This is a genomic window from Synechococcus sp. KORDI-49, from assembly GCF_000737575.1.
Classification (GTDB): Bacteria; Cyanobacteriota; Cyanobacteriia; order PCC-6307; family Cyanobiaceae; genus Parasynechococcus.
Window position 1 is genome coordinate 965,495 of the sequence record NZ_CP006270.1, and the last position, 24,563, is coordinate 990,057.

Below are 24,563 nucleotides of genomic sequence, written 5' to 3' on the forward strand. Positions count from 1 at the left end.
ATGCAAGTGAATCTGCACGACGCCAAGACTCACCTCTCCCGCTATGTGGAACAGTCCCTCAATAGAGATGAGGTGGTGCCGGTGAGCACCACACAGCGGCGTCGGCAACTGGGGTTCATGCGCACGAAAGGTATCGCCAGCGCTGACCTGAAAGGTGACTTCGCCGACGACATCAACACCATGTTCGGCTGCTGATCAGCCAGGCTCAGCATGAGCAGATCAAACTGCTGAGTTGTGATCAGAGCCTGAGTGAAGACGGCCCCAGCGTGACCCTGCTGAAGCGCTAACTCTCACTTGGGCGCGCGGCGAGCCAGGCCTTTGCATGACTTCAGCACCACCGAAGCGTGAACATCCTGGAGCTGTGCACCAACCCCCGCCAGAAGCTCGACCACTATCGCACACCCATTAAGAGCTGAGCGATCACATGATTCGCCACAAGGTGGAAGCGCAACCCAGCAAGGCCATAGACATTTTTGGGCCTGGATTATGCGGCTGGATATGGCAGCGCTACAGCTTGTTTTATGCACGCCTCGGCTCCAGATCGATTAACAAAACTCTGCTCACTTACTCTTAATGGCGCGATTTATCTAGCGCTCAGAAACAATGCAAATCCTAGTGATTCGACAATCATTAACACCATAAAGACGGCGACTTAAAGGAAGCTTTCCTATGGCAATCGTCAAATAGTTCATACGGCTCGAGAAGCCTCAAGAGAGGCCTAGCAGGTGTTCCTGGACTAATTTCTTCAGTAGGCTAGGAAGCACTTGTTGAGCGACTTGTGTTCCAACTGACCTTACCGAGAGAGGTTGCAGACTCTCTAAAGGCTATTTACTCGAAAGGTGTCGTTGTCCTTGAATATGGATCTGGTGGTAGCACGTTTTTAGCGCTAGAGGCAAATGAAAAAAATATAATTTATTCTTGCGAGACAGATGCCAGGTGGTTGTCTGAACTATCCACGGAAATTGCTTTTCGCAAGCTAAGCCATCGATTTTTTCCTGTATTTCAAGACGTCGGCCAGACCAGGGAGTGGGGGTACCCGTGCCTAGACAAGCAGTCTTACGACGAGAAGAGAGGAATTCAATTTGCGCAAGCACCCATTCTGCCTTGGCGGATGATGCAGAAGCATGGGGTGAGCCCTGATGTAGTTTTTCTTGACGGCCGATTTAGAGTCGCGTCATTTCTTGCTGCTTATTTAAATGCGTCCAGGCCTTGCACCATAGTTTTTGATGATTATCGAGAAAGGCAGTGCTACCATGTTGTAGAGAATATTTTAAAGCCTTCAGAGTTTATTGATAGGACTGCTTTCTTTGATCTTCACCCTCCTGCAGACATCTCTCAAATTAAAAGCTTCCTGGACATTTTTACTCCATATTTATTCGCTCAAATCTGATCTCCTTCGCTTTTAGCCCGGCATGTTACAGCGCGAATCATTCTTTTGAGTTTCTTCGTGGGGTTTTGCTCTGTCCCACGGTAATTGGCTATTTCTTCTTTGGTTCGTTGTCACCATTTTCTGTTGCTATGCTGAGAAATTTGAGCCTCAAGAAAAAGGTGTTTTGAGAGCGCCTCAATCTATGATTGCCAGAGCTTTTGATGGATCAGGTTTACTGGTATCAGACGGCAGTTCTAGAGGATACCGCCGCCTCCAGGCGTTCGTAGATCTCACGATCGACATCAAAACCCATGGCGAGCATCACCCGCAAACGCACGAGATATTCCTCCTCCTTACTCAGCAGACCGTTGCGATAACGCTTCTGAATCGTGCGTCCGCGGCGAATGTGGGTCATGGGTGCACAGTCAGCAGCTGCGAATCGCCATGCATTCAGATGCGCTCCGCAAGTTGTGAGCGCAAACCGATCGAGACCATATCCACTGCCTTTGCCTCGATTGAACGGAAGCACCAGATCCCATAGATCGCGACGCATGAATGGAGCCATCATTTCCACAAATGGCACCCGATGCATCGAGACGCAGGGCCGTTGACGCAGAAATCCGTACTCGCGGCTGAGCTCATGATTGAGGGCAACAGCGGGTTGAATCGCCGAGAGTTGATGAAGCCTCGCCAGGGCCAACAGCTTGACCACATCACTGGCCGTCAGCATCACGTCATCACAAATCACGCTGATGTAGTGATCCTCGGGAGGCATCTCGAGTTCACGCCAAACCACATTCATCGCCTCCCCCATGCCTTCGCATGGGGTGCTGAGCTCTTCAAAACCGTGGGGATTGCCACCAGGTTCGAATCCTTCCCCGGTGAAATCAAGCAGCACCACCCGGCAGGGCAGGGGGCAATCCACCACGAAGCCATGCCGCCCTCTTGCTGAAGTGATAACAAGCAAGTCGTCTGCCCGAGGGCCGGGATTGATCACCGGTTTGCCGTAGGCAATCGGATCTTCACGATCAAGCTGCTCGACCGCCGCCACCATTTCCGGCAAGAACTGATCGCTGTGGCTACCCAACACCCAGCGGGCCCAAAGTTGGCGTTCCGCTTCTGGGCGTTCACGCAACAGCGATGGGAATGCCGCGTTCATGCCGCCAGGTCCAGGCTCTCCAGGGGCAGCTGGCCCACTGCTGGTCGTTGCCGGCACACCGTTTCAACCGCGGTCTGGAAGGCGACGGCCACTGATTTGTCGTGGAACAGGCGCTGCTTGCGCTCGCCAATCGCCTGCTTCATCTCGGCATAGAAAGCCGCTTCCTGCAGCAAGCGCACCGAGATGGCGACATAGTCGTCGACGTCTTTGGCAATCAGCTCCGGCAACTCCAGCACCTCCAGCATCGACACGGTGTGGCGACCGCGCATGAATTCGGTGGGCAGGGTGACGACGGGACAGTCGAGGGACAACGACTGCATGGAGCTGTTGCCGCCATTCCAGTCGATCGTGTCGATGGTGTGGTGGCTGATGGCGAACAGGCCCATGAAGTCGCCGTAGTCGAGCCGCGGCAGGATGCGCAGATGCTCCTCGATCACCAGGTTGCGGTGCTCGAAGTGGGGACGCATGCGCTCATAGAGGCGATCACAGATGCTGTTGCTGCCCATGTGTCCCACGAGCACGATGAAGGCCTCGGGGTGTCGTTTAGCGATTTCGGCATAGGTCCAGTCGTTGCGGGGCAGATATTTGAACGTGCTCTGCAGCGAGTTGAGGATCGGCCGGTCGCGGGGTAAATCGAATTTGTCGTAGAGCAGCTGTCCATCGTGAATCGCCGCCGGTGTCTCGTAGTTGAGGCCTGTTTTCGGCAGCCTGTAGAGCGTTTCGCTGTAGTGGGCCTCGTTGCCAGGAGGCTCCATCCCCTCACCGGAAAAGTAGTAGTGAATCGTGCGGGAACCGCTGCTGATCGGATGCCCCCAGCCCTGGCCCTGCACCGGCGCCAGCTGCAGCACCGAGGTCACCTTGCTGGCGGCATGCATGCCGATGTCGGTGAACAGGAGCAGATCGAGCTGATCGTCGAGAATCTGCTGCAGCATCGGCTCAGGATTGTCGGGCTTCAGCGGTAGATGGCGATAGGTGCCTAAGGCGGCAAAGCGCTCACTGCCGGAATCCTCGCTTTCGCCGATGTTGTAACTGAAGATCTCGTAGCCGGAATTCCCGGCAATGGCTTCCAGCCAACCCAGCGCCCAAATCGAGCCGTTGTGATTGATCAGGTGCGGTGAGATCACCCCCACGCGCAGGGGGCGGGGATCAGCCGGATCGCGTTGAGGCCGAGGCTGCATGAACTGAGCCAGTTTTGGGCGCAGGATGCGATCGAGGATGCCGGCATACAGCTCCTGCAGCGGCCGGTCGTTGTCCATCTGATAGGCCAGATAGAAGTTGGTGAGCGACCAGGCATGGGCATACAGCTCGGGCCAAGCAGCATCGTCTTGGTTGATGCCTTCGAGAAGGGAATAGAGCTGGTGAGCGTCATCGCTCCAGCGCCGGCGAACCTCAGCAACCTGCTGGTCGTCGCGATAGAGCACCGGCAGCACATGCAGCCGAGCCATCAACTGAAGACGTTTGTCGTCACTGACGGCATCAGCCACTGACAACCCGTCCTGATATCGGTCCAGCTCCATCAGGCAAGCGATGCGACCCTGCAGACCGATCACCGTTTCCATCGGCGTGAGCGAGGCCAGGCCACTGAACTGTTCGAACTGCTCAAGCGCATCGGCGTGGCGCTTCTCCTGAATCAGCCCCTGGGCCAGGTTCTGGCGTGAGGGTTTGAAATTGGCATCGATGGCCAGCGCCTGGCGGTAGCTGGCCATCGCCGCTGCCGATTGTTTGAGGGCTCCGTAGGCAAGGCCGAGGTTGTTCCAGGCATCGGCGTAATTCGGTGCATGCTCAAGGCAGAGCCGGAACGCCTCCACGGATTCGGCATCGCGTTTGAGCTCCCGCAGCAGGTTGCCGAGTGCAAAAGCGGCCTGATAGGCAGTGGGCTGATCCCGCAGCAGCAGGCGCAGCTGCCGTTCCGCCGCATCGCGATCCCCTGCATTCAGGTAGGCCTGCGACAGGTTGATGTGGGCTTCATGGAAGCTGGGGAATGGCTCAAGGGCTTCTCGATAGAGACGAATCGCTTCCACGTTGTTGCCCACAGCCCTGCAGGCATTCCCGCCGTTGAACAGCACGTAGGGCGTGAGAAAGCCAGCGGCCTGGGCCCGCTCGTAGGCCCGCAGCGCCAACTCATGCTGTCCCAGCTGGGCATGGGCCAGGCCTGCCAAGTACGCAACCTCACCGGCATGGGGATGACCGTGGAGGCTGGCCACCTGATCCAGCACCTCCTGGGAGCGGTTCTGGCTGATGGCCTCATACAGATGGGCAAGACCAGCCTCAGGGCTGTTGTGGGGAGGCCACTGGCCTTGCGGTGGATCAATGGAAGGAAGCGGTGGCCGTTGCAAGGCCTGTTGGGCCACGCTGAGTTGCTGTTGGGCTTCGAGCAATTGCTGCTGCAACCCGGCGATCTGGAGGTGACGATCACGCAGTTGCTGCAGCGGATCCACCAGAGCATCCGTGTCCAAGGCGGCAAGGGGGCGGACCTTGTCGCCCCGTCGGCGCGGCAGCCCATAGCCATAGGCCTCCAGGTCGACTCCATACAAGCGCTCCAATCGAGCCAGAGCGTCTTTGCTGTAGGCGTCTTGCCAGCGTTTGGCGAGCCGTTGGCGGAACTGATCGTCGTAGCGTTGCAACTCCTGCTGGATCCGTTGGAGACGTTCGGCGGGCAGCAACGGCTCCAGCAAAGGCGGCAGATCCTTGATCAACTGATCACGATCCAACCGCTGGTTGAACAACTCAGCCTCACCAAGCCATTGCCGCTGCGGACGCAGGTGCCCATCGCTCTGCAGCAGCTGCCAATGCTCCTCCAGATAGGCCAGAAAATCCTGGAAGCGGCAGGGTTCAAGGCGATCACGTCCACGCACCGACTGCACTGAGGCATTCAGCGGTGCATAGGACGGATCGGCCAGATGCAACTTGTCGTGCCAGAACGACAGCAGGCGCTCTGCGGGGTGGCGTGTCACCGCCAGCCGCAGCCCATGGGGATCGGCCAGCAGCTGCTCCTGCTGCTGTTGCGACAACTGCGCCAAGGCCGGCAGCTGGTGCACATCGGAACGGTGGATGGCCAGAGCTGGGCGGGTTTCACCCACAGACGCCCTTTCCCCTGGCTCTCGCCCCGAGGCGATCACGGCCAGACGCTTGAGCAAGGTGGAAGCGACCTTGGGAACTGGCGCGACGCACCAGCGCACCTCAGCAATCACGAGGACGAGGCTGCGCTCCAGTGCACCGAAAGCCGTCATCCGCTGAGGGAAAACAGTTCAGTCGAGATTAAGAGCGTTTCGACAAGACACAGCGCCAACATTGCAATCTCATGGCGAGACCATCAGCAGCTGCTGACACCCGAAAAGCCTGCAGCAGCCTTGTTTTCACAGCAGAAAAATGACAGTGGGCCGATACGTCCGCATCTCAGCGAGACACATTCACAAAGCCATGCCAGATCAAGTCGATCTCAACAAAGTCATGAAATAGTCCCGTTTCGGTCGTTGTGGGCCCTTCGCTGCTGCTGAGCATTGTTCTGAAGCTGGGCGGCCACCGCCGTGGCACCAAGACACGTCGCAGCAGCCGTAGCCGTCGCTGGAGCCGTTCGGCTCAGACCCTTTTCGCCAGTTGGGCGGTGATTGGCCAGATGGGCGCGATCGGTGTGCTCGTTGGCGAAGCCTTCGAGCCTCAACTGGCGAAAGCCAACCCACCCATGGCTGGTGATGACTCTGGAAAAGCAGCCACTTCCACCGGCGCTGGAGCCTTTGCGATTGGAGCGGGCGCAACCGCTTCGGGCACCTACGCTATTGCCATAGGCAAATCATCAAGCGCAAGCGCAGACGGCGGCTGCGCATTAGCAATCGGTTACTCAGCGAAATCACTAGGCAAACAATCAATTGCCATTGGTGCCTCTGCAATTGCCCAAGAGGAATCCGCCATTGCCATTGGTTGTCAAGCCTCGGCAACAGATGCAAAGGCCATTGCCATTGGACAAAAGGCCACCGCTAGTGACCAAGGCATTGCAATTGGTCTTGATTCGACTTCGTCCGCAACAAACGGTCTTGCCATTGGCTTCCAAGCCGATGCCAGTGGTTCCGCCACCATTGCAATTGGATGCAAAGCAAGTGCTTCGGGTGGAGATAGAGCCGTTGCCATCGGCGAACAAGCTGAAGCGACTGGCACGAATTCCTATGCCATCGGCGTTCAAGCCGAAGCTACTGCAGTAAATTCATTCGCCATTGGCACTCAGGCCAGTACAACTCGGATAGGTCAGATCTCCATTGGCAAACCAGACGGAAGTTGGAATAACGGAGAAGTCACCATTGGCTCACTGGAGCATTACGAAAGTGTCAGTGATGGACGTCAAATTGAATGGAACGAAGAAGAGGGTGATTGGGAAGTTGGAGCTGATGATGCTGACGTAACCAAGATTGGTTTGGTCATCGCCAACGGTGACGGATCCCTTTTCAGATTAAACGTCACTGGTGGAGGGCTGGATCAAATCGTGAGCGGCTCCACCTGCGAGTCAAACGGTGACAAAGCTGAATGTTATGGAGAAGGTGCTAATGCCACAGGCAAATACACAACAGCCATTGGCGCTAACGCAACAGCAGCAACAAGTTCAAATAGTACTGATTTTGGAGCAACAGCTCTTGGCTACAACGCCAACGCCGGCGGATCTAACTCCGCAGCGATTGGGCGTCAGGCCAACGCCAGCGGCACTTACTCCACGGCATTGGGTTCTCAAGCCAACGCCAGTGGAGTTGCTTCCATGGCATCGGGTACTTACGCCACCGCCAGCGGCAATTACTCCCAGGCATTGGGTTATGAAGCCAACGCCAGCGGCGACTCCTCTACCGCTTTGGGACGTGGCGCAACAGCCAGCAATGCTTCTTCCACGGCGTTGGGGACCGGCGCGGCGACAACCCGAGACGATCAACTCATGCTCGGCAAGGAAGCAACGCAAGTCACCGTCGCCAATCTTGCTAATACCAGCCGAGGAGCCAGCGGCCAAGCCATCGTTGTTGCCAATAGTGATGGCACGCTGAGCAGTTTTGAAGTTGGCGGCAGCACCCTCGATTCACTGACTTGTGTTGGCAACGGAACCAACGCCGTTTGCTACGGGCCAGGGGCCAATGCCACAGGCAAATACACAACAGCGATTGGCGCTAACGCAACAGCAGCAATAAGTTTAAATAGTACTGATTTTGGAGCAACAGCTCTTGGCTACAGCGCCAACGCCGGCGGAGCTAACTCCACGGCGATAGGGCGTCAGGCCAACGCCAGCGGCACTTACTCCACGGCATTGGGTTCACAAGCCAACGCTAGTGGAATTGCTTCCATGGCTTTTGGTGCTGGTGCCAATGCCAACGAGACTGCGGCTATTGCCGTGGGCGTTAACTCCACAGCGTTAGGAGCCAATTCGTCCGCCTTTGGTACAGAAGCTCAAGCCACCGAAGAAGATGCCGTCGCGATTGGCCACACAGCCGTCGCCAACAAAATCAACGCAATAGCAATCGGTTCTGGTGCTCGTGCAACAGGAATCAATTCCATTGCATTGGGTGATTTAGCCACTGCCTCCGCCCACAATTCCTCTGCCATTGGCCTAAAGGCCAACGCCACGCAAACGTGGGCCACAGCTATTGGTTTTCAAGCTAACGCCACAAACGTTGACACCACAGCGATTGCTCCATACGCCACAGCCAGTGGACGTGCCGCTCTGGCAATTGGTTACAAGGCCAAGGCCACAGGTGGTTACTCTCAGGCAGTTGGTTTTGCTGCCAGCTCGGGCGGCCAAAATTCCACCGCACTTGGACACCAAGCCAAAAGCGGAGGAAAAAATAGCATTGCCCTTGGATATGAATCCAATTCTCAATACGCAAATTCAACCGCGATTGGTGTAAGCGCTAAAACAACACGCGCTGATCAACTGATGCTGGGCAAGGCGGCGACGGAAGTCACCGTTGCCAATCTTGCTGATGCTGATAGCTCACAAGAACGAAACGCCATCGTCACCGCCAACGCAGATGGCACCCTCAGCCGTTATGAAGTTGGTGGCAGTGCCTTCAATTCATTGAGCTGTGAAGGCAACGGCGACAACGCCGTTTGCTATGGCCCTGGAGCCAATGCCACAGGCAAAAACACAACAGCGATTGGTGCTTATGCCAGTGCAGCTGCCTCTTCCAACACGGCTGAATTTGCTGCTACTGCGATTGGATCGAATGCCAATGCATCTGGAGCATCCTCAACCAGTATTGGAAATTCTTCTCGTGCGAACAGATCAGGATCAATTGCCATTGGCCATCTGGCGAACGCTGATGATGTCAGAACCATTGCCATCGGATCCGGCAGCACAGCAACTGCAGAATGTGCCATGGCTGTGGGCTGGAATGCCAGTGCTACCGCCAACAATTCAATCGCAATAGGCCTCAACTCCTCCAGCACTGGACCGAACAGCACAGCATTGGGTCATAACGCTCAAGCAACACGCGGCCAGTCCATTGCGATTGGACGCGGAGCGGTGGCAGACAAATTTGGAACAGCCGCCTTAGGGGCCTGCTCCAATGCTTTTGGCGAACGTTCGATTGCCGTTGGTGTTTACGCGAATGCCACAGGCGTCTGTTCCATGGCCATTGGCTTTACAGCTAATGCCACAGCTGAAAATTCAATTGCTATCGGTGATAGTGCAAACGCGACAGCCAATAATTCCATCGCAATTGGATTAACAAGCAAAGCATCAGACGTTGATTCAACAGCGATTGGTCACAACTCATCGAGCACTGGAGTGAACAGCTCAGCCTTTGGCCAGCGCGCGAAAGCGAGTGGAAACGATTCCACCAGTCTTGGCAAAGCCTCAAGAGCCACCGGCCAGGGAGCAACAGCAGTTGGTCATTTTGCACAAGCTGACGGAGATCGCACCATCGCTGTTGGTGCTGGCAGCCTCTCGAATCAAATCTGCGCCGTTGCCATTGGTCAGTTCTCCAGGGCGACAGGCACCAGCGTTCTAGCGATTGGAACCAATGCATCGGCTTCCAAAGCCGATGCCATCGCCATCGGCATTCTCTCGAATTCGTCCGCAGCCAACACCACCACGGTTGGCACCGAAGCCGTCGCCAGCCAGGAATCGGCCAGTGCCTACGGAACAGAAGCCGCCGCCACGGGTGAACGTTCCATGGCCTTTGGTGCTGGCTCAATCTCCAGCGACACAAATACAACAGCCATGGGCACAGCCGCCCAAGCGACTGGAGTCAATGCCAGCGCCTATGGAGCTGGTGCTAATTCCGCCGGCGAGAACTCCATGTCGTTTGGCGCGGCATCCACGGCCACAAGCAAGAACGATCTGGCCTTTGGCACATCTGCTTTCACCTCTGGCCCCAACGCCAGTGTGTTTGGAACCTTGGGTCAAGCAACTAAGGGCGACGCCACAGCAATTGGTTTCCAAGCCCAAGCCCTTGGCATTGACTCCACCGCAGTCGGCAAAGGCGCTCAAGCCACAAAGGAGAATGCCGTTGCCCTGGGTTCTGATGCCATTGCAAGTGGCCTTGGTTCCACGTCACTGGGTGATGCAGCAACAGCGAGCGGAGCCAATGCAACAGCGTTAGGCATAGCAGCTGATGCAGGTGGATCCAACTCCACGGCGATTGGTCGTCAGGCCGTTGCTGCTTTCGCCAATTCAACCGCGATTGGTGCTGGATCAGCCACAACACGCGCCGATCAACTGATGCTGGGCAAGGCGGAGACGGAAGTCACCGTTGCCAACCTTGCTGATGCTGATAGCTCACAAGAACGAATCGCCATTGTCACCGCCAACGCAGATGGCACTCTTTCTCGCATCAACATCGGTGACGGCATCACCATTGATGGAGACACCATCGCCGCTAACACCTCGATCGTCACTGGTGGCTTAAACACCGAAGTCAGCCCATCACCAGATGGCAGTGTCACCACTTACACCGTGAGTGGTTACAACGCCACAACTCAAGCTGGAGCCATCGCCGACGCTGGTTCTTCTACCACCGGCAATGGCGTCAGCGTTACCTCCCAGTACGACGCAACAACTCAAACCACCGCCTACGGCATTGAAGTTGCCACCGGAAATGGCCTCACCATCAACAACGAAGGAAAAGTTGAAGTCAACATCGATGCATTGAACTGCGCCGGTGAAGGTGATGGTGCCGAGTGCTACGGCACTGGTGCTCAGGCCACGGGAGATGCAACAACAGCGATCGGGTCAGGCGCGACATCCACTGCCGCTGGTGCAACAACGTTGGGCAATTCAGCAACAGCGAGCGGAACCAATGCAACAGCGTTAGGCATAGCAGCTGATGCCAGCGGAATCGACGCGATCGCCATCGGTAAAGCCGCAAAAGCCTCAGGCATCTATTCCATCTCAATGGGTGCAGAATCCAACGCAAGTGGCCGATCTTCAACGGCCCTGGGTGACCGGAGCATTGCTAGCGCAAACGACTCGACTGCACTCGGCAAAGGGGCTGAAGCAACGGCGCAGTCGTCCGTGGCCCTGGGGCATTCATCGATCAGCAGTGGGAACCAATCAACCGCGCTTGGAACACGCTCTAACGCTACAGGAAAAGACGCGATTGCCATTGGCTTCAAGTCTCAGTCCGATGGCTTGGGAAGTATCGCGCTCGGAACCGAAACGCTTGCCAATGGCACTGATTCGATCGCCCTCGGTTATCAAACCAAAGCAAGCGGAATCGACGCGATCGCCATCGGTAAAACCGCTAAAGCCTCAGGCATTTATTCCATCTCAATGGGTGCAGAATCTAATGCAAGTGGTCGTTCATCAACGGCCCTCGGTGATCGGAGCATTGCTAGTGCAAACGACTCCACTGCACTGGGCAAAGGGGCTGAAGCAACGGCGCAGTCATCCGTGGCACTGGGGCATTCATCGATCAGCAGTGGGAACCAATCAACCGCGCTTGGAACAAGCTCTAACGCTTCAGGAAAAGACGCGATTGCCATTGGCTTCAAGTCTCAGTCCGATGGTTTGGGAAGTATCGCGATCGGAACCGAAACGCGTGCCAATGGCACTGATGCGATCGCTCTCGGATATAAAACACAAGCCATTGGCGAACAATCAACATCAATTGGATCCAATACAAGTGCCACTGGTCGTTCATCATTCGCCGTTGGTCATGATGCAATCGCTACAGGGCAAAATTCTTTTGCCATTGGTACAGGTGCAAGATCTGAGTTGAATGATGCCATCGCGATCGGAACCAACACAACAGCCGAATATGGAACCGGTGGAGCGAAAAATGCCATCACCATCGGAACAAAAGGGAATGGAACAGCAGATCTGATCTTACCCGGCCTCGCTAACAAGCCAGAAAGTGGTACTCAGTATCTGGTTGTGGATGGCCAAGGTGTTGTGTCTGTCGGTGAAGCCATTCAAATTCCCGAAGTTAATATACAAGTACCAGACAAATTTGTGTGTGAACAGGATGGACCCAATGCAACCTGTTACGGACAAAATGCGACGGCCGCAGGTGATCGAACCACCGCAATTGGAGCTAACACAATTGCTGGCAGAGCACCTGACGCTACAGATTCACGTGTTGGGTCAACAGCTGTCGGTGCCTTGGCCAAAGCAACAGGCCATGACTCGGTTGCACTCGGTGTCAACACCTCCTCGTCTGGCAACAAATCCATTGCAGTCGGTGCACTCAGTCAGTCCACCGGAGACAGGGCCATCGCCATCGGCGATCTCTCGGCCTCTTCTGGCGAACAATCCGTTGCACTTGGATCCTCATCAACGGCACAGGGGCACTACTCCGCAGCCATTGGTTTCAAAGCCACAGCTAACGAGGCTTCATCGGTAGCCATAGGCCCCAACACAGCCACCACCCGTTCCGGCCAGATCGCTCTGGGCGCTGCTTCTGCCCAAGTCACCGTTGCCAACCTCGCCAATACAACCTCGGTCAGTGGACAGGATCCTTCCAGCTTCGGGGCGGTCATGGCCAATGGCGATGGCACCCTCATCCGCTCCGGCATCGGCAATGGACTGCAGGTTGAAGTTGATCAATCCACAGGTGATCTCAACCTCTCGGTGAACACCGGCAATGGCATCACCATTGGTGGTGGGGGCGTAGAAATCAACACCGGCAACAACATCTTCATCAACAACTCCGGTGCCCTCAGTGCTGCCAACACAACTGTGGCTGCTGGAACGGCCACAGCAGAGGATGGTGAAACTCAGTTAACAGCAACAACATCCGGAGGCACCACCGTCACCGGGGCCTGGAACAACGCCACCTCCACAGCCCGCTATGGCGTTGCGGTTGCAACAGGCAACGGACTGACCATCAACGACGGAAAAGTTGAAGTCAATGTCAGTCAAGGCAATGGCATCAGCATTGATGCCAACGGTGCAATTCAGGCCAATGAAGCCGTCGTCACGGCTGGCGACAACGTTGCCGTTTCAGCCAGCAAAAGCGACGACGGACGCACCACCACTTACAACGTCAGTGGTTACAACGCCACCACCACCGCAGGTCCCATCACAGGTGCAACCACGAACAGCACCGGTGGTGGTGTCAAAGTGACCTCCAAATACGATTCAAAAACTCAAACCACTGCTTACGGCGTTGAAGTTGTCACAGGCAATGGCATCACCATCAACAACGGCCAACTTGAAGTCAACACAGGCGGCAACAACATCATCGTGAACCCCAATGGTTCACTCAGTGCTGCCAACACAACTGTGGCTGCTGGAACGGCCACAGCAGAGGATGGTGAAACTCAGTTAACAGCAACAACATCCGGAGGCACCACCGTCACCGGGGCCTGGAACAACGCCACCTCCACAGCCCGCTACGGCGTTGCCGTAGCAACAGGTGATGGACTGACCATCAACGACGGAAAAGTTGAAGTCAATGTCAGTCAAGGTCATGGCATCAGCATTGATACCAACGGTGCCCTTCAGGCCAATGAAGCCGTCGTCACGGCTGGCGACAACACTGCCGTTTCAGCCAGCACCAGCAATGACGGACGCATCACCACTTACAGCGTCAGTGGTTACAACGCCACCACCACCGCAGGTCCCATCACAGGTGCAACCACGAACAGCACCGGTGGTGGTGTCAAAGTGACCTCCAAATACGATTCAAAAACTCAAACCACTGCTTACGGCGTTGAAGTTGTCACAGGCAATGGCATCACCATCAACAACGGCCAACTTGAAGTCAACACAGGCGGCAACAACATCATCGTGAACCCCAATGGTTCACTCAGTGCTCTCAAAACAACTGTCTCTCCAGCTGATCAAAAGGTCACCATCACCACAACAGGTGGTTTTGATCAGGCCAACAACTTCACCACCGATTACGCCGTCGGAATCAACATCTCTGATCGTGCTTTCGATGCACTCACATGCGAAGGAGATGGAGAGGGCGCGGAATGCTACGGAAAAGGCGCCAAGGCCACGGGCAAGTTCACCACTGCCATCGGCGCACAATCATCAGCCATCACGACCAATGTCGAAAATGCCATCGCCGGTGCCACTGCTGTTGGCTATGGCTCCAATGCCGGCTCCCGCGGCTCCACCGCGATAGGCGTCGCGACAAACGCATCTGGTGAATTCGCTACTGCGCTAGGCAGTGATGCCCGCGCCAACAGCACAGGCTCGATCGCGTTGGGAAAGGCGGCGAAGGCCACTGCCAACTTGACCACGTCAATCGGCGCTGGGGCGGATGCCAGTGGTATCGAATCCATAGCTCTGGGATCCAGGGCCACCTCGGTTGGTGAGAGTTCAACCGCTCTGGGCTCGAATGCCAATTCAAGTGGATACCGCGCCACGGCACTGGGCTACAGAGCCATAGCAAATGGCAGCACCTCAACAGCGTTGGGAAAAGAGACAGAAGCAAATGGCTCTGGATCTGTCGCCGTTGGTGCTATGGCCAAGTCGACAGCCAACTCATCAACGGCTTTAGGTGCTGGAGCACAGGCTTCCCAGACCAGAACCGTTGCCATCGGCACCTTGGCTAATGCGTCTGGAACTGACGCCGTGGCGTTGGGTGCCAGAACAAAAGCGTCTGGTACCTCGGCGGTAGCGCTGGGCGATGGCAGCCAAGCCACTCACATCGATGCTGTTGCCATCGGACCTGGCGCAGCAACTACAGCTGATGACCGCATCACCCTTGGCACCGAAGACACCAGTTATCAAACCCCGGGCCTCAGATCTGTCAGCGGCCAGGATTATTCGTTGGTCGTGACGAACCAGACCGGTGTTCTCGGTGCCCTGAACCTCGGCAGCTTGCCCAATGACACCACCTTCTGCGTCGGCAGCGGGCAGGAGTCCACCTGTTACGGCGAAAATGCCAGATCCCAGGGATCTGGCACCACCGCCATGGGTGCCAACAGCGTTGCCGATAGCGGTGCCGGAGCCGATGAAATCGTTGCGGCAACGGCACTGGGTGCCAGAACAGAAGCCACCGGTGCCGGCTCCACTGCTCTCGGCACCGGAGCCGATGCGTCCGGAGAAGGCTCCATCTCCTCCGGTATGAATTCGTCGGCGACCGGCCGTGGTGCCCTGGCCTATGGCTTCGGGGCGAATGCTTCGGCGGAAAACACCATGGCCATGGGTGGTTTTGCCTCCGCCAACGGCGACAACTCCGTCGCCATCGGTGCTGGTGCCGTCGCCAATGGACGCCGCGCCATCGCCTTCGGTGCCGGTGCACGGGCCCTCGGTTTCAACACCGATCCCATCGCCTTCGGTACCAACGCCCTCTCCGATGGCACCGCCACCACCTCCTACGGCGGTGAATCCAAAGCCACCGGCACCAACGCCACCGCCATGGGCGCCTATTCCACCGCCAATGGCGTCAATGCCGTTGCCATGGGCAGCAACGCCATCGCCAATGGTCGCAACGTCATCGCCATCGGTGCCGGGGCACAGGCCCTCGGCTTCAACACCAACAGCCTCGCCATCGGCACCCAGGCCTTCGCGGATGGCACCGATGTCACCGCTCTCGGTGCCGGGGCACGCGCCACGGGCACACGCTCCACCGCCGTCGGTGCCGGCGCCACCACCACCCGCAACGATCAACTCGTTCTCGGCACCGCCTCCACATCGGTCACCACCCCCAGCCTCCAGGCCACCAACCAAATCAACGCTGACGCCATCAACGAATCCATGGGCATGGTCATGACCAATGCCGATGGCAGCCTCAAGCGCACCAATGTCGTCACCGCCGACAGCACCGCCGTCTCCATCAACGGCGGCAGCAAGCCCATCCTGCTCAACAGCAACACCACCGCCAAGCAGCGTTTTGACACCGAAAGCTCCATGCGCTTCTCAGGCATGGCCAGCAACGGCAACTTTGCCGGCGCACGCGATCAGAACCTCCTGGGTGAAAAGCGCATGCTCACCGTGGATGGTGAGGGCAACGCCGGCACCTCACGCTTCAACGAAACCGACGTCATCAACACCATCAATCAGGTGAATCTGAACAACAGCCAGATTGATCAGAACACCCAGCAGATCGACCAGAACATCACCAACATTGCCGACAACACCAGCAACATCCGCAGGAACAAAAAGAAGATCAACAAGCTCGAGGGTGCCGCCAGCGCGCTTGGCGATGCAGCCCAGGCCGCCGGCGCCATGGGGGCTGCTCTCTCCGGCGTTCCCGAACTCTCACTGCTGCCTGAGGAACCGATGCGCTGCGGGTTCGCTGGTGGTGGCTACGGCTCCCAGTACGCCATCGCCGGTGGCTGCGCGGCTCGCATCAAAGACAGCATCCATCTCAACGGCGCCATCGCCTACGCACCATCGATTGACTACAGCTACGGCTCCACCAGCTCCCTGGCTGGACGAGTCGGCATCTCCTTCCCCATCGGCGGCTCGAAACCCGCCAGCACAAAGCCTGCAGCTGTTGAGGCAGAGCCAACCGAAACCTCGCTTGATCTCGCACCCACAGATGGTTCAGCACCCCCGGTGCAACCGCTCTGGTATCGCACCGAGGTGAAGCAGGAAATCGCCAAGCTCAATGAAGGCGTCAAAAACCGCGATCAGCAGATTCAAGATCTCAAAACACGCCTCGAGCAACTGATGCAAGCTCCCCCAACAAATGGGGCTGCCTCTCAGGCCAGTGACGACATCGTCGCCCTGCTCAAGCAACGGATTGCGGAACTGGAGGAGGAGAAGAAGAGATCCGAAGAGGAGGATCAACGCCAGAATGCTCAGATCGAAGCGCTTGAGAAGAAACTGGCCGACCAGGAATCGCGGTTTGAGAAAATGATGAAACGCATTCAATCCATGGTGAAACTCTGAACATCAGCGATCAACAACAGCCGCATCAAACCCGGCTGACTTTGCTCAATTCATGCCACTCTTCAACCACTGATTCAAACGTCATGGCCCTTCGCACCGCCCTGCTGGCCGTCCTGGCCAGCGTCGTGCTTCCTGCAAGCACCAGCGCACAACAACAACCCAGCAACGCTCAACTGGTGAAGGAATTCCGCGATGGGTTTGAACAAGGCTGCCGACAGGGAAAAACCCCGGATGTCAACAACCAGAAGGGCTATTGCACCTGTATGGCCAACAGTTATCAGGCTCGCTATTCCGGGGCTGAACTGCGCGCGATCAGCCAGTTTGCCGGCAACCTGGGGGAACAAGGCCCAGCCATCGTCAATCTGATGATGAGTCCAGAAGCCCGGGCCTGTAACGCCAAGTACTGAGGACAGCCTCGGATCATCAACCACAGCAATTGGCAACGCATGCCCAAATCAACGCGGCAAACCTGCTAAGCCTTCCTGCAGCACTCGCCCGTTGATGCCGCCCCGAATCGCCTTTCAATCGTCGTTGCCGCGCTCGGGGTCGACGTTGCTCAGCAACATCGTGGGCCAGAACCCTGTCTTTGACGTCACACCCACCTCTGGGTTGCTGGATCTTCTCAAAGGTGCACGCCACTACTTCAGCCAGGGAATCGAATTTCAAGCCCAGGAACCACAGCTGATGGACAAGGCCTTCGCAGGCTTCTGCCGCGGTGGCCTCGAGGGATATGCCGCAGGGCTGACAGACAAGCCCTGGCTTCTTGATAAGAGCCGCGGCTGGGGAATTCATTATCCATTTTTGGACGCCTTCTATCCCGACCCAAAAATCATTTGCATGGTTCGTGATCCAGTGGATATTTTCTGCTCCATGGAGCGCAATCTCCGCAAGGCGAAACTACGCAATCCCGGACTGGTCAAACCGGAAAAGATGTTGAACACGAGCCTGGAAAAACGACTGGACTACTGGTCCAATTCAGATCCGGTGGGCCTTGCACTCGAACACCTGCAAGACATTCTGCGCCAGGGGATCGACCAACAAATGCTCTTCATTCGCTACGAAGACCTCTGCGTTCATCCCCAGCAAGAGCTCGACAGGTTTTACGCCTACCTCGGCATTGAGAGCTACCCACATCACGACTTCAACAACGTTGAGCAAATCACCCAAGAAGATGACCGGGTCTATGGAATCTTTGGCGACCACAAGATCAACAGCAAAGTCTCCCTGGAACCCAGCCAAGCCCTGGACATCCTCGGAAAGTCTCTATGCGACAAAATTCGCAGGCGCTACAGCTGGTTGTACGAACGATTCGGTCGCAGTTACAGCTGAAGAGAACAGCGCTTCGGTAACCCTGAAGGGTGGAAAAGCGGGTGACGGGAATCGAACCCGTGTCATCAGCTTGGAAGGCTGAGGTCTTACCATTACACAACACCCGCACTGGTACATCCGAACCACCCAGGAAGGAGTGGCCAGTGCTTCAGCACACATTCATTATGACGGTCCGCCGGACCGCTGCCTTCGCTTGACACCGTCTGCTGCACCGATGGAAGGCTCACGCCGCAGGTTGATGGTCGCCTACGGCCTCGGCGATGCCGGCACCGGACTGGCCGCCACCCAACTCGGCTTCTACCTCTTCCCGTTCTTCACCTGCGCCGCCGGCCTGCCCGCCTTCATCGCGGGCTCGCTGCTCACCGTGATCAAGGTGTGGGATGCCCTTAATGATCCGCTGATCGGCTGGTTGAGCGACCACACCAACAGCCGCTGGGGCCCGAGGCTGCCCTGGATGCTGAGCGCAGCACTGCCCCTCGGCATCAGCCTGGCGGCGATGTGGTGGGTCCCCCCCGGGGGCCTCTGGCAGCGCACCGGCTACTACGTGGTGATGGCGATCCTGCTGATGAGCGCCTACACCAGCGTGAACCTGCCCTACTCGGCCCTCTCCACGGAGCTGACGCCGGTCACGTCCCTGCGGACCCGCCTGAACGCCGCCCGCTTCACCGGCTCGATCCTCTCGGGCCTCAGCGGCCTGATCGTCGCCTCGGTGGTGCTCGGCCAGGGGTCCGATGGCTATCTGGTGATGGGGCGCATCACCGGCACGATCGCCTCAGTGGCCACCCTCGCCTGCTGCTGGGGTCTGGCGCCCTTCGCCAAGACAGCGCAGCGCCCCGTGCCCAGCAGCGATCCACCGCGCCAGCAACTGAAACGGGTGATGGCCAACCCACGCTTTCTGCGGGTGCTCGGCCTCTACCTGCTGCTCTGGTTCGCCCTGCAGTTGATGCAGGTGGTGGCTCTGATCTGGATGGTGCAGGTGGTGCAGGTGCCGGCCGGCCTGGCCCCCTGGCTGCTGCTGCCCTTCCAGGTGGCGGCCCTGCTGGGGTTGCAGCTCTGGAGCGTGCTGAGCAACCGTCAGGGACGGATTCACACCCTGCGCCTGGGGGCCGGGCTGTGGATCGCCGCCTGCCTGCTCTCGATGCTGATTCCCACGCTGCCCGCTGAACCGGGGCTGCTCGACCTGCTGCCCCTGGTGGCCCTGATCGTGCTGGTGGGAGTCGGTGCCGCCACCGCCTATCTGATTCCCTGGTCGCTGCTGCCGGATGCCATTGATGCCGACCCCGGCAAACCGGCAGGGATGTACACCGCCTGGATGGTGTTCGGCCAGAAGCTGATCATCGGCCTCACCATGTCGGTGTTCGGCAGCCTGTTAACGCTCACCGGCTACATCTCCGGGTCGGCCGGCAGCTGCAACGGCGCGCTGGCCTTCATCCAGCAACCAGCCACAGCGCTGCTGGCCATCCGCTTCAGCATGGGACTGCTGCCCGCTGTACTGGTGATCTGCGGCCTGCTGGTGATGCGAGGCTGGCCCGACCGTGGCGCCCACCTGCAGAGCACCGCCGGATGACCTCGCCTCGCTGGCTGAAACGACTGGGCACCAGCCTGCTGATCGGCGGACAGGCGATCGCCGCCACCCTGCGTGGCCGCATCAACCGGGTGGAGCTGTTTGATCAGCTGATGGAGGCAGGGCCCGGCAGCGTTCTGATCGTGCTGATCATCTCCGTGGCGGCCGGCTCGGTGTTCAACATCCAGGTGGCCGCGGAACTCACCCGCATGGGGGCCGGCTCCACCGTGGGCGGCATCCTGGCGATCGGTCTGGCCCGTGAGATCGCCCCGCTGCTCACTGCCTGTCTGCTGGCGGGCAAGGTGGCCACCGCCTATGCGGCCCAGCTGGGCACGATGAAGGTGACTGAGCAGATCGATGCGATCACGATGCTGCGCACCGATCCGGTGGAGTATCTGGTGGTGCCGCGCATCATCGCCATGGTGGTGATGGCACCGGTGCAGTGCTTCTTCTTCTTTTTCATGGCGGTCTGGAGCGGCCAGATCACCAGCACCCTGCTGTACCGAATCCCGCCTCAGGTGTTCTGGACCTCGGTGCGCACCTGGATGAATCCAGAGGACCTGCCGTTCATGCTGGTGAAGGCGCTGGTCTTCGGATTGATCATCGCCACGGTGGCCTGCGGCTGGGGGCTCACCACCCGCGGAGGCCCCAAGGAGGTGGGCACCAGCACCACAGGAGCCGTGGTGATGATTCTGGTCACCGTGTCGATGATGGATGTGGTTCTCACCCAGGTGCTGTTCGGCGCATGAGCTCAACCCCATCAAGCGTCACCCTCAAACCGGATGTGCGGCTGCCGCTGCTGGTGGTGGCCCTCGGCGCCGCGCTGTTGCCGCTGCCGCTGCACCCCTGGCCCACGCTGGTGGTGGCCCTGTTCGGACTGTTCCTGCTGCTGCAAACCGCCAGCCTGCGACTGGAGTTCGAGGAGCGGGCCCTGATCGTGTGGCAGAACGGCCGCGAACTGCGTCGCTTCCCCTACGACCAGTGGCTGGCCTGGCGGCTGTTCGCTCCCTGGCTTCCAGGACTGCTGTATTTCCGCGAGACCAAAAGCATCCACTTCCTGCCGATCCTGTTCAGCCCCGGCGAACTGCGGGACCAACTGGAGCAGCGGGTGGGCGACCTTGAAGTGCCGAAGGCAGAGGACGCCAGCTCACCTAGCTAAGCCTGACTAAGGATTAGCGGGGCGCCATGACCACGGTGAATGTGCTTGAGGCGAAAACCCAGTTGTCGCGCCTTCTCCTCCAAGCGGAGGCAGGAGAAACCGTTGTGATTGCTCGCGCCGGCAAACCCTCCGCCCAATTGGTGCCGATCGACAAAAAGCGCAAAGGATTGAAGCCACCGGGGGCCATGCGAGATCAGATCCGCATCGGCGAGGACTTTGACGCCCCACTGAATCTGTTGTTTGACGCCGCCATTGAGCCCGACAGCAGCCGCGATCGATGAGTCGGGTTCTGCTCGACACCCATCTGCTGTTGTGGTGGCTCAAGGATGATCAGCGCCTGCCGGATGTCCTCGTCTACGAGCTGCAAACCGATCGCCACACGGTGTGGATCAGTCAGGCCTCGTTCTGGAAACTGGCGATCAACGTGAACCTGGGCCGGCTGTTGGTCTGCCAAAGCAGGGTTGAACCCTTGCTGCTGTTCACCTGCGACCAAGCCTTGGCGGCCTACGGATCCTGTGTGCGGGTGTTTGGCTGATGGCCAGCCGGCTTGCAAGGGCTTGAACCAACCCATAGCGTTTCGCCATGGAAGGTTCGTGCCCGCCAACAACATCCACGGTCGCCGCCATCCGGCGACGCAAGCGTGATCAACGGATCGTCCTGCTGCGGCAGCAGGCCAGCGCGCTGCTGATGGATCACCCCAACGCCCATCTCTGGCTGTTCGGCTCCTGGGCCCGTGGTGACTGGGATGCATTCTCCGATGTTGACCTGCTGGCCATTGCCCCCAGCCGAGGGGAGGCCAATCGCCTGGCCGAGGCTGTCCTCGAGGCTGGAATGGCCGACGACGTGCTGGCTCTCAGCGATCAGGAATGGCAGGAACGCCGGACGGGGGATGACCCTTACTGGCGCGCCATCGGCAGAGATGCCCTGCGCCTGAGTCAGCCATGACACCGCGCGTTGAAGCCTGGATGCGACAAGCCAACAGCGACTGGGCTGTGGCCGAACTCACCGCCCAGCAAGGCTTTCACAGCCAGGCTTGTTATCACTAAGGGCAGAACGACTGGTCGACAGCCTGGAAGCAGGAGGGGTCGACGTGACCCCCATCCGCACTATGCGGCTCAAGGCTTTGAGTCGCATGAACACTGAAACGCGATATCCGAGCGATAGCGAAGCACCCGCCGATCGTTTCGACGCCGAAGACAGCGCGTTGGCCCGAACCGCCGCCGCGCAGGTGATGGCATTTGCTCAGACCACCATCACGCAATAGACACGATATCGTGAAAATATCACATAAATATCGACACGAAATCGTGCCAAACGGGCGCACATCCGTTCGCCATGTTGCGGCGGTTGCTCTGTCAGCTGGAATGGAGTGATGGAGCGCACGGCCGCTGACGCAATGCCTGACGACACCGATCTGACACCGCAAGAGCCCGAACCGGCAGCAACGACCACTGAGACGTCCACCGACACGACCGCCGAAACAGACGCCAATCCCCTGATGGCACTGGCGCTGAAGGATCTGCAGGAGCGCCGCGACGCCCTCGAGCGCGACATCCAGGAGCTCACCAACCGCAAACAGCAGCTGGAAGCCGACCTGAAGACCTCCTTTGCCGGCCAGTCGGACGCGATCGCGCGCCGCGTCAAAGGTTTTCAGGAATACCTGGGGGGCGCCCTGCAGGACCTGGTGCAGAGCGTGGAAAGCCTCGAACTGGTGGTGCAGCCGATGGTGGTGCAACCGTCACCGCTGGATCAGAAGCCGGCGGATCCGAACCAGAGCGTGGAAGCCCCCACAGCCTCTGCCGCGGCTGTGGCCGACACCTTCCGCCCCGATGAAGATCTGATCCGCGCCGCCCTCGAGCGATTCCTCAAGCAGCCGGATGTGTATGCCGATCCCTGGAACCTGCGCCGCAGCATCGATGCCAAAGACATCGCCCTGCTGGAGGACTGGTTCTTCAACCAAGGCGGACGCGGCGCTCAGCCCAGCCGCGGCACACGGCCCCGCAACATCCTGGCCAGCGCGGCACTGATCGCGATTATCGGCGAGCTCTACGGCGACCAGTTCCAGTGCCTGGTGCTGGCCGGCGGCCCCGAACGCCTGGGTGAGTGGCGGCGGGGGCTGCAGGACGCCCTCGGCCTGGGCCGCGAGGACTTCGGCCCCAGCAGTGGCATCGTGCTGTTTGAGCGCCCCGAAGCCCTGGTGGAACGGGCTGACCGGCTGGAAGAACGGGGCGAAGTGCCGCTGATCCTGATCGATGCGGCCGAACGCAGTGTCGACATCCCCGTGCTTCAGTTCCCCCTCTGGTTGGCCTTCGCGGCCGGACCGGGTGAACGCCTCGACGACGACGATCTGCTGTAGGGGGCAAGCGATAGACCCCTGACGCCTCAGGCGATTACCGGTACGCTATTGCGTACAAGAGTCTGGGGTGATGGCATCGATCTCTGTGACGGAGGCGCGCAAACGCCTGTTCTCGTTGATCGACGAAGTGCGCGAATCCCATGAACCGATTGAGATTCAAGGCAAACGGGGCAGCGCAGTTCTCCTCTCGGAACAGGACTGGCGCGCGATCCAGGAAACGCTTTATCTCACCTCAATTCCGGGCATGCGCGACTCCATTCTTGAAGGGATGGCCACGCCAGCCGATGCGATGAGTGAGGAGCCTGGCTGGTGAGTTGGCGGGTGGTTTTCAGCCGACAAGCTCAAAAAGATGCCCGAAAACTCGCCTCCGCTTCACCGGCCCTGAAACAGCGGGCCCAGGAGCTGATCGACCTGCTGGTTGAAGACCCATGGCGCAGCCCACCCCCCTTCGAAGCGCTGGTGGGTGACCTGCGAGGGGCCTATTCCCGCCGAATCAACATCCAACATCGTCTCGTCTACAGCGTCGAAGCAGATCAACAGCTGGTGAAAGTGCTGCGGCTGTGGAGCCACTACGCCTAAGCAGCGTTGATGACGTGAGCACTTGGCCTGAGGAACCACTCCCTGCTCTCCCATCAGCTCAACGCGTCCAATGCAGTGGATCCAGCATGAACCGCATCGAGGCATCCCGCCGGTCGCTGTGCTTCCATTTCTGCGCGATCCCGCAGCCTGTCTCGTTCCTGTGATCCTCACCGCCCTGCTTCTGCTCGCCATCGGCTATCTGCTGGGCTCCACCCCCAGCGGCTATCTCGCCGGCCAGTGGCTGAAGGGCATTGACCTGCGCGACTGCGGCTCCGGCAGCACCGGCGCCACGAACGTGCTGCGCAACGTCGGCAAAGGCCCGGCGCTGGTGGTGTTTCTGGTGGATGTGGCCAAGGGTGCTCTGGCGGTGCTGCTGGCCAAAACCTTCGGGCTGAGCGACTGGCTGCAGGTGCTGGCGGGCCTGGCGGCCCTGGCCGGTCACATCTGGCCGGTGTGGCTGGGCTGGAAGGGCGGCAAGGCGGTGGCCACCGGCTTCGGGATGTTTCTGGGGCTGGCCTGGCCGGTGGGACTGGCCTGCTTCGGCCTGTTCATGGCCGTGATCTCGATCTTCCGGATCGTGTCGCTCTCCAGCGTGGTGGCCGCCCTTGGGCTGCCGCTGCTGATGTTGGCGGCGGAGCAGAGCAGCGCCTACGTGGTGGTGTCGTTGGTGGCCAGCCTGATGGTGCTGTGGCGGCACCGCAGCAACATCCAACGGCTGATCGCCGGCAATGAACCACGCATCGGGCAGCAGCAGAAAGCCTGAAGGCCTCCTGCTGCCTCAAGCG

At 58.7% G+C, this 24,563-nt stretch carries 19 protein-coding genes and 1 tRNA gene; 17 read left to right on the forward strand and 3 right to left on the reverse strand.

From position 1 onward, the window contains the following. A complete protein-coding gene (locus tag KR49_RS05185) occupies nt 1-195 on the forward strand; it encodes a type II toxin-antitoxin system Phd/YefM family antitoxin (RefSeq protein WP_043692466.1) in 195 nt (64 codons plus the stop codon). A gap of 583 nt (nt 196-778) precedes the next feature. After that, nucleotides 779-1,390 carry a hypothetical protein gene (locus KR49_RS05190; protein WP_043692469.1) on the forward strand — a complete coding sequence of 204 codons (612 nt, stop codon included), beginning with the start codon at nt 779-781 and terminating at the stop codon, nt 1,388-1,390. Nucleotides 1,391-1,610: 220 nt separating this feature from the next. On the opposite strand, the gene KR49_RS05195 is transcribed toward KR49_RS05190, so the two are convergent. Together KR49_RS05195 and KR49_RS05200 are read right to left on the reverse strand one after the other, a co-directional pair. After that, nucleotides 1,611-2,528, reverse strand: a complete 918-nt coding sequence (locus KR49_RS05195; RefSeq protein ID WP_043692472.1) for a hypothetical protein — start codon at nt 2,526-2,528, stop codon at nt 1,611-1,613. Further along, on the reverse strand, nt 2,525-5,758 hold the full coding sequence (locus KR49_RS05200; RefSeq protein WP_043692477.1) for a sulfotransferase family 2 domain-containing protein: 3,234 nt from the start codon (nt 5,756-5,758) through the stop codon (nt 2,525-2,527). The genes KR49_RS05195 and KR49_RS05200 overlap by 4 nt, the downstream gene beginning before the upstream one ends. A gap of 245 nt (nt 5,759-6,003) precedes the next feature. Here KR49_RS05200 and KR49_RS13790 point away from each other — a divergent pair, with 245 nt between their 5' ends. From KR49_RS13790 to KR49_RS05225, 3 genes are all read left to right on the forward strand, one after another. After that, nucleotides 6,004-16,791 (forward strand): YadA-like family protein, encoded by a 10,788-nt coding sequence (locus KR49_RS13790; RefSeq protein WP_071839668.1) that lies wholly within the window; start codon nt 6,004-6,006, stop codon nt 16,789-16,791. 83 nt (nt 16,792-16,874) lie between these two features. Further along, complete coding sequence (locus KR49_RS05220) at nt 16,875-17,198, forward strand: hypothetical protein (protein ID WP_043692488.1); 324 nt, start codon at nt 16,875-16,877, stop codon at nt 17,196-17,198. A gap of 94 nt (nt 17,199-17,292) precedes the next feature. Next, entirely contained in the window at nt 17,293-18,120 is an 828-nt protein-coding gene (locus KR49_RS05225; protein WP_084187965.1) for a sulfotransferase, read from the forward strand. A gap of 36 nt (nt 18,121-18,156) precedes the next feature. On the opposite strand, the gene KR49_RS05230 is transcribed toward KR49_RS05225, so the two are convergent. Next, nucleotides 18,157-18,227: transfer RNA gene (locus tag KR49_RS05230), tRNA-Gly, on the reverse strand. Between the two features lie 107 nt (nt 18,228-18,334). Between KR49_RS05230 and KR49_RS05235 the strand changes: the two genes are divergently transcribed. From KR49_RS05235 to plsY, 12 genes are all read left to right on the forward strand, one after another. Then, nucleotides 18,335-19,687 (forward strand): MFS transporter, encoded by a 1,353-nt coding sequence (locus tag KR49_RS05235; RefSeq protein WP_371257658.1) that lies wholly within the window; start codon nt 18,335-18,337, stop codon nt 19,685-19,687. Then, entirely contained in the window at nt 19,684-20,433 is a 750-nt protein-coding gene (locus tag KR49_RS05240; protein ID WP_043692494.1) for an ABC transporter permease, read from the forward strand. Before KR49_RS05235 ends, KR49_RS05240 begins: the two co-directional genes overlap by 4 nt. Further along, nucleotides 20,430-20,843 (forward strand): DUF3119 family protein, encoded by a 414-nt coding sequence (locus tag KR49_RS05245; RefSeq protein WP_043692497.1) that lies wholly within the window; start codon nt 20,430-20,432, stop codon nt 20,841-20,843. The genes KR49_RS05240 and KR49_RS05245 overlap by 4 nt, the downstream gene beginning before the upstream one ends. A gap of 26 nt (nt 20,844-20,869) precedes the next feature. Beyond that, the gene (locus tag KR49_RS05250) at nt 20,870-21,124 is read left to right on the forward strand and encodes a type II toxin-antitoxin system Phd/YefM family antitoxin (RefSeq protein ID WP_043692500.1); all 255 of its coding nucleotides are present in this window, start codon (nt 20,870-20,872) and stop codon (nt 21,122-21,124) included. Further along, a complete protein-coding gene (locus KR49_RS05255) occupies nt 21,121-21,378 on the forward strand; it encodes a hypothetical protein (protein WP_043692503.1) in 258 nt (85 codons plus the stop codon). The genes KR49_RS05250 and KR49_RS05255 overlap by 4 nt, the downstream gene beginning before the upstream one ends. Before the next feature lie 47 nt (nt 21,379-21,425). After that, nucleotides 21,426-21,788 carry a nucleotidyltransferase domain-containing protein gene (locus KR49_RS05260; protein ID WP_043692506.1) on the forward strand — a complete coding sequence of 121 codons (363 nt, stop codon included), beginning with the start codon at nt 21,426-21,428 and terminating at the stop codon, nt 21,786-21,788. Then, nucleotides 21,785-21,889, forward strand: coding sequence for a HEPN domain-containing protein (locus KR49_RS13795; RefSeq protein WP_156957109.1), 105 nt, complete (start codon nt 21,785-21,787; stop codon nt 21,887-21,889). Before KR49_RS05260 ends, KR49_RS13795 begins: the two co-directional genes overlap by 4 nt. Before the next feature lie 86 nt (nt 21,890-21,975). Then, on the forward strand, nt 21,976-22,107 hold the full coding sequence (locus tag KR49_RS14480; protein ID WP_256381035.1) for a hypothetical protein: 132 nt from the start codon (nt 21,976-21,978) through the stop codon (nt 22,105-22,107). A 108-nt stretch (nt 22,108-22,215) separates the two neighbouring features. Beyond that, entirely contained in the window at nt 22,216-23,199 is a 984-nt protein-coding gene (locus KR49_RS05265) for a DUF3086 domain-containing protein (RefSeq protein ID WP_043692509.1), read from the forward strand. A gap of 70 nt (nt 23,200-23,269) precedes the next feature. Continuing rightward, on the forward strand, nt 23,270-23,512 hold the full coding sequence (locus tag KR49_RS05270) for a type II toxin-antitoxin system Phd/YefM family antitoxin (RefSeq protein ID WP_043692513.1): 243 nt from the start codon (nt 23,270-23,272) through the stop codon (nt 23,510-23,512). After that, nucleotides 23,509-23,778, forward strand: a complete 270-nt coding sequence (locus tag KR49_RS05275; protein WP_043692516.1) for a Txe/YoeB family addiction module toxin — start codon at nt 23,509-23,511, stop codon at nt 23,776-23,778. Before KR49_RS05270 ends, KR49_RS05275 begins: the two co-directional genes overlap by 4 nt. Nucleotides 23,779-23,896: 118 nt before the next feature. After that, a complete protein-coding gene (gene plsY, locus KR49_RS05280; RefSeq protein ID WP_371257659.1) occupies nt 23,897-24,541 on the forward strand; it encodes a glycerol-3-phosphate 1-O-acyltransferase PlsY in 645 nt (214 codons plus the stop codon). The last annotated feature ends 22 nt before the right edge of the window (nt 24,542-24,563 follow it).

Coding starts and splice junctions, on each gene's coding strand:
- KR49_RS05185 (WP_043692466.1), top strand. CDS start 1: ATGCAAGTGAATCTGCACGACGCCAAGACTCACCTCTCCCGCTATGTG.
- KR49_RS13795 (WP_156957109.1), top strand. CDS start 21,785: ATGACACCGCGCGTTGAAGCCTGGATGCGACAAGCCAACAGCGACTGG.
- KR49_RS05240 (WP_043692494.1), top strand. CDS start 19,684: ATGACCTCGCCTCGCTGGCTGAAACGACTGGGCACCAGCCTGCTGATC.
- KR49_RS14480 (WP_256381035.1), top strand. CDS start 21,976: ATGAACACTGAAACGCGATATCCGAGCGATAGCGAAGCACCCGCCGAT.
- KR49_RS05250 (WP_043692500.1), top strand. CDS start 20,870: ATGACCACGGTGAATGTGCTTGAGGCGAAAACCCAGTTGTCGCGCCTT.
- KR49_RS05220 (WP_043692488.1), top strand. CDS start 16,875: ATGGCCCTTCGCACCGCCCTGCTGGCCGTCCTGGCCAGCGTCGTGCTT.
- KR49_RS05200 (WP_043692477.1), bottom strand. CDS start 5,758: ATGACGGCTTTCGGTGCACTGGAGCGCAGCCTCGTCCTCGTGATTGCT.
- KR49_RS05270 (WP_043692513.1), top strand. CDS start 23,270: ATGGCATCGATCTCTGTGACGGAGGCGCGCAAACGCCTGTTCTCGTTG.
- KR49_RS05265 (WP_043692509.1), top strand. CDS start 22,216: ATGGAGCGCACGGCCGCTGACGCAATGCCTGACGACACCGATCTGACA.
- KR49_RS05245 (WP_043692497.1), top strand. CDS start 20,430: ATGAGCTCAACCCCATCAAGCGTCACCCTCAAACCGGATGTGCGGCTG.
- KR49_RS05260 (WP_043692506.1), top strand. CDS start 21,426: ATGGAAGGTTCGTGCCCGCCAACAACATCCACGGTCGCCGCCATCCGG.
- KR49_RS05195 (WP_043692472.1), bottom strand. CDS start 2,528: ATGAACGCGGCATTCCCATCGCTGTTGCGTGAACGCCCAGAAGCGGAA.
- KR49_RS05225 (WP_084187965.1), top strand. CDS start 17,293: ATGCCGCCCCGAATCGCCTTTCAATCGTCGTTGCCGCGCTCGGGGTCG.
- KR49_RS05255 (WP_043692503.1), top strand. CDS start 21,121: ATGAGTCGGGTTCTGCTCGACACCCATCTGCTGTTGTGGTGGCTCAAG.
- KR49_RS05235 (WP_371257658.1), top strand. CDS start 18,335: ATGGAAGGCTCACGCCGCAGGTTGATGGTCGCCTACGGCCTCGGCGAT.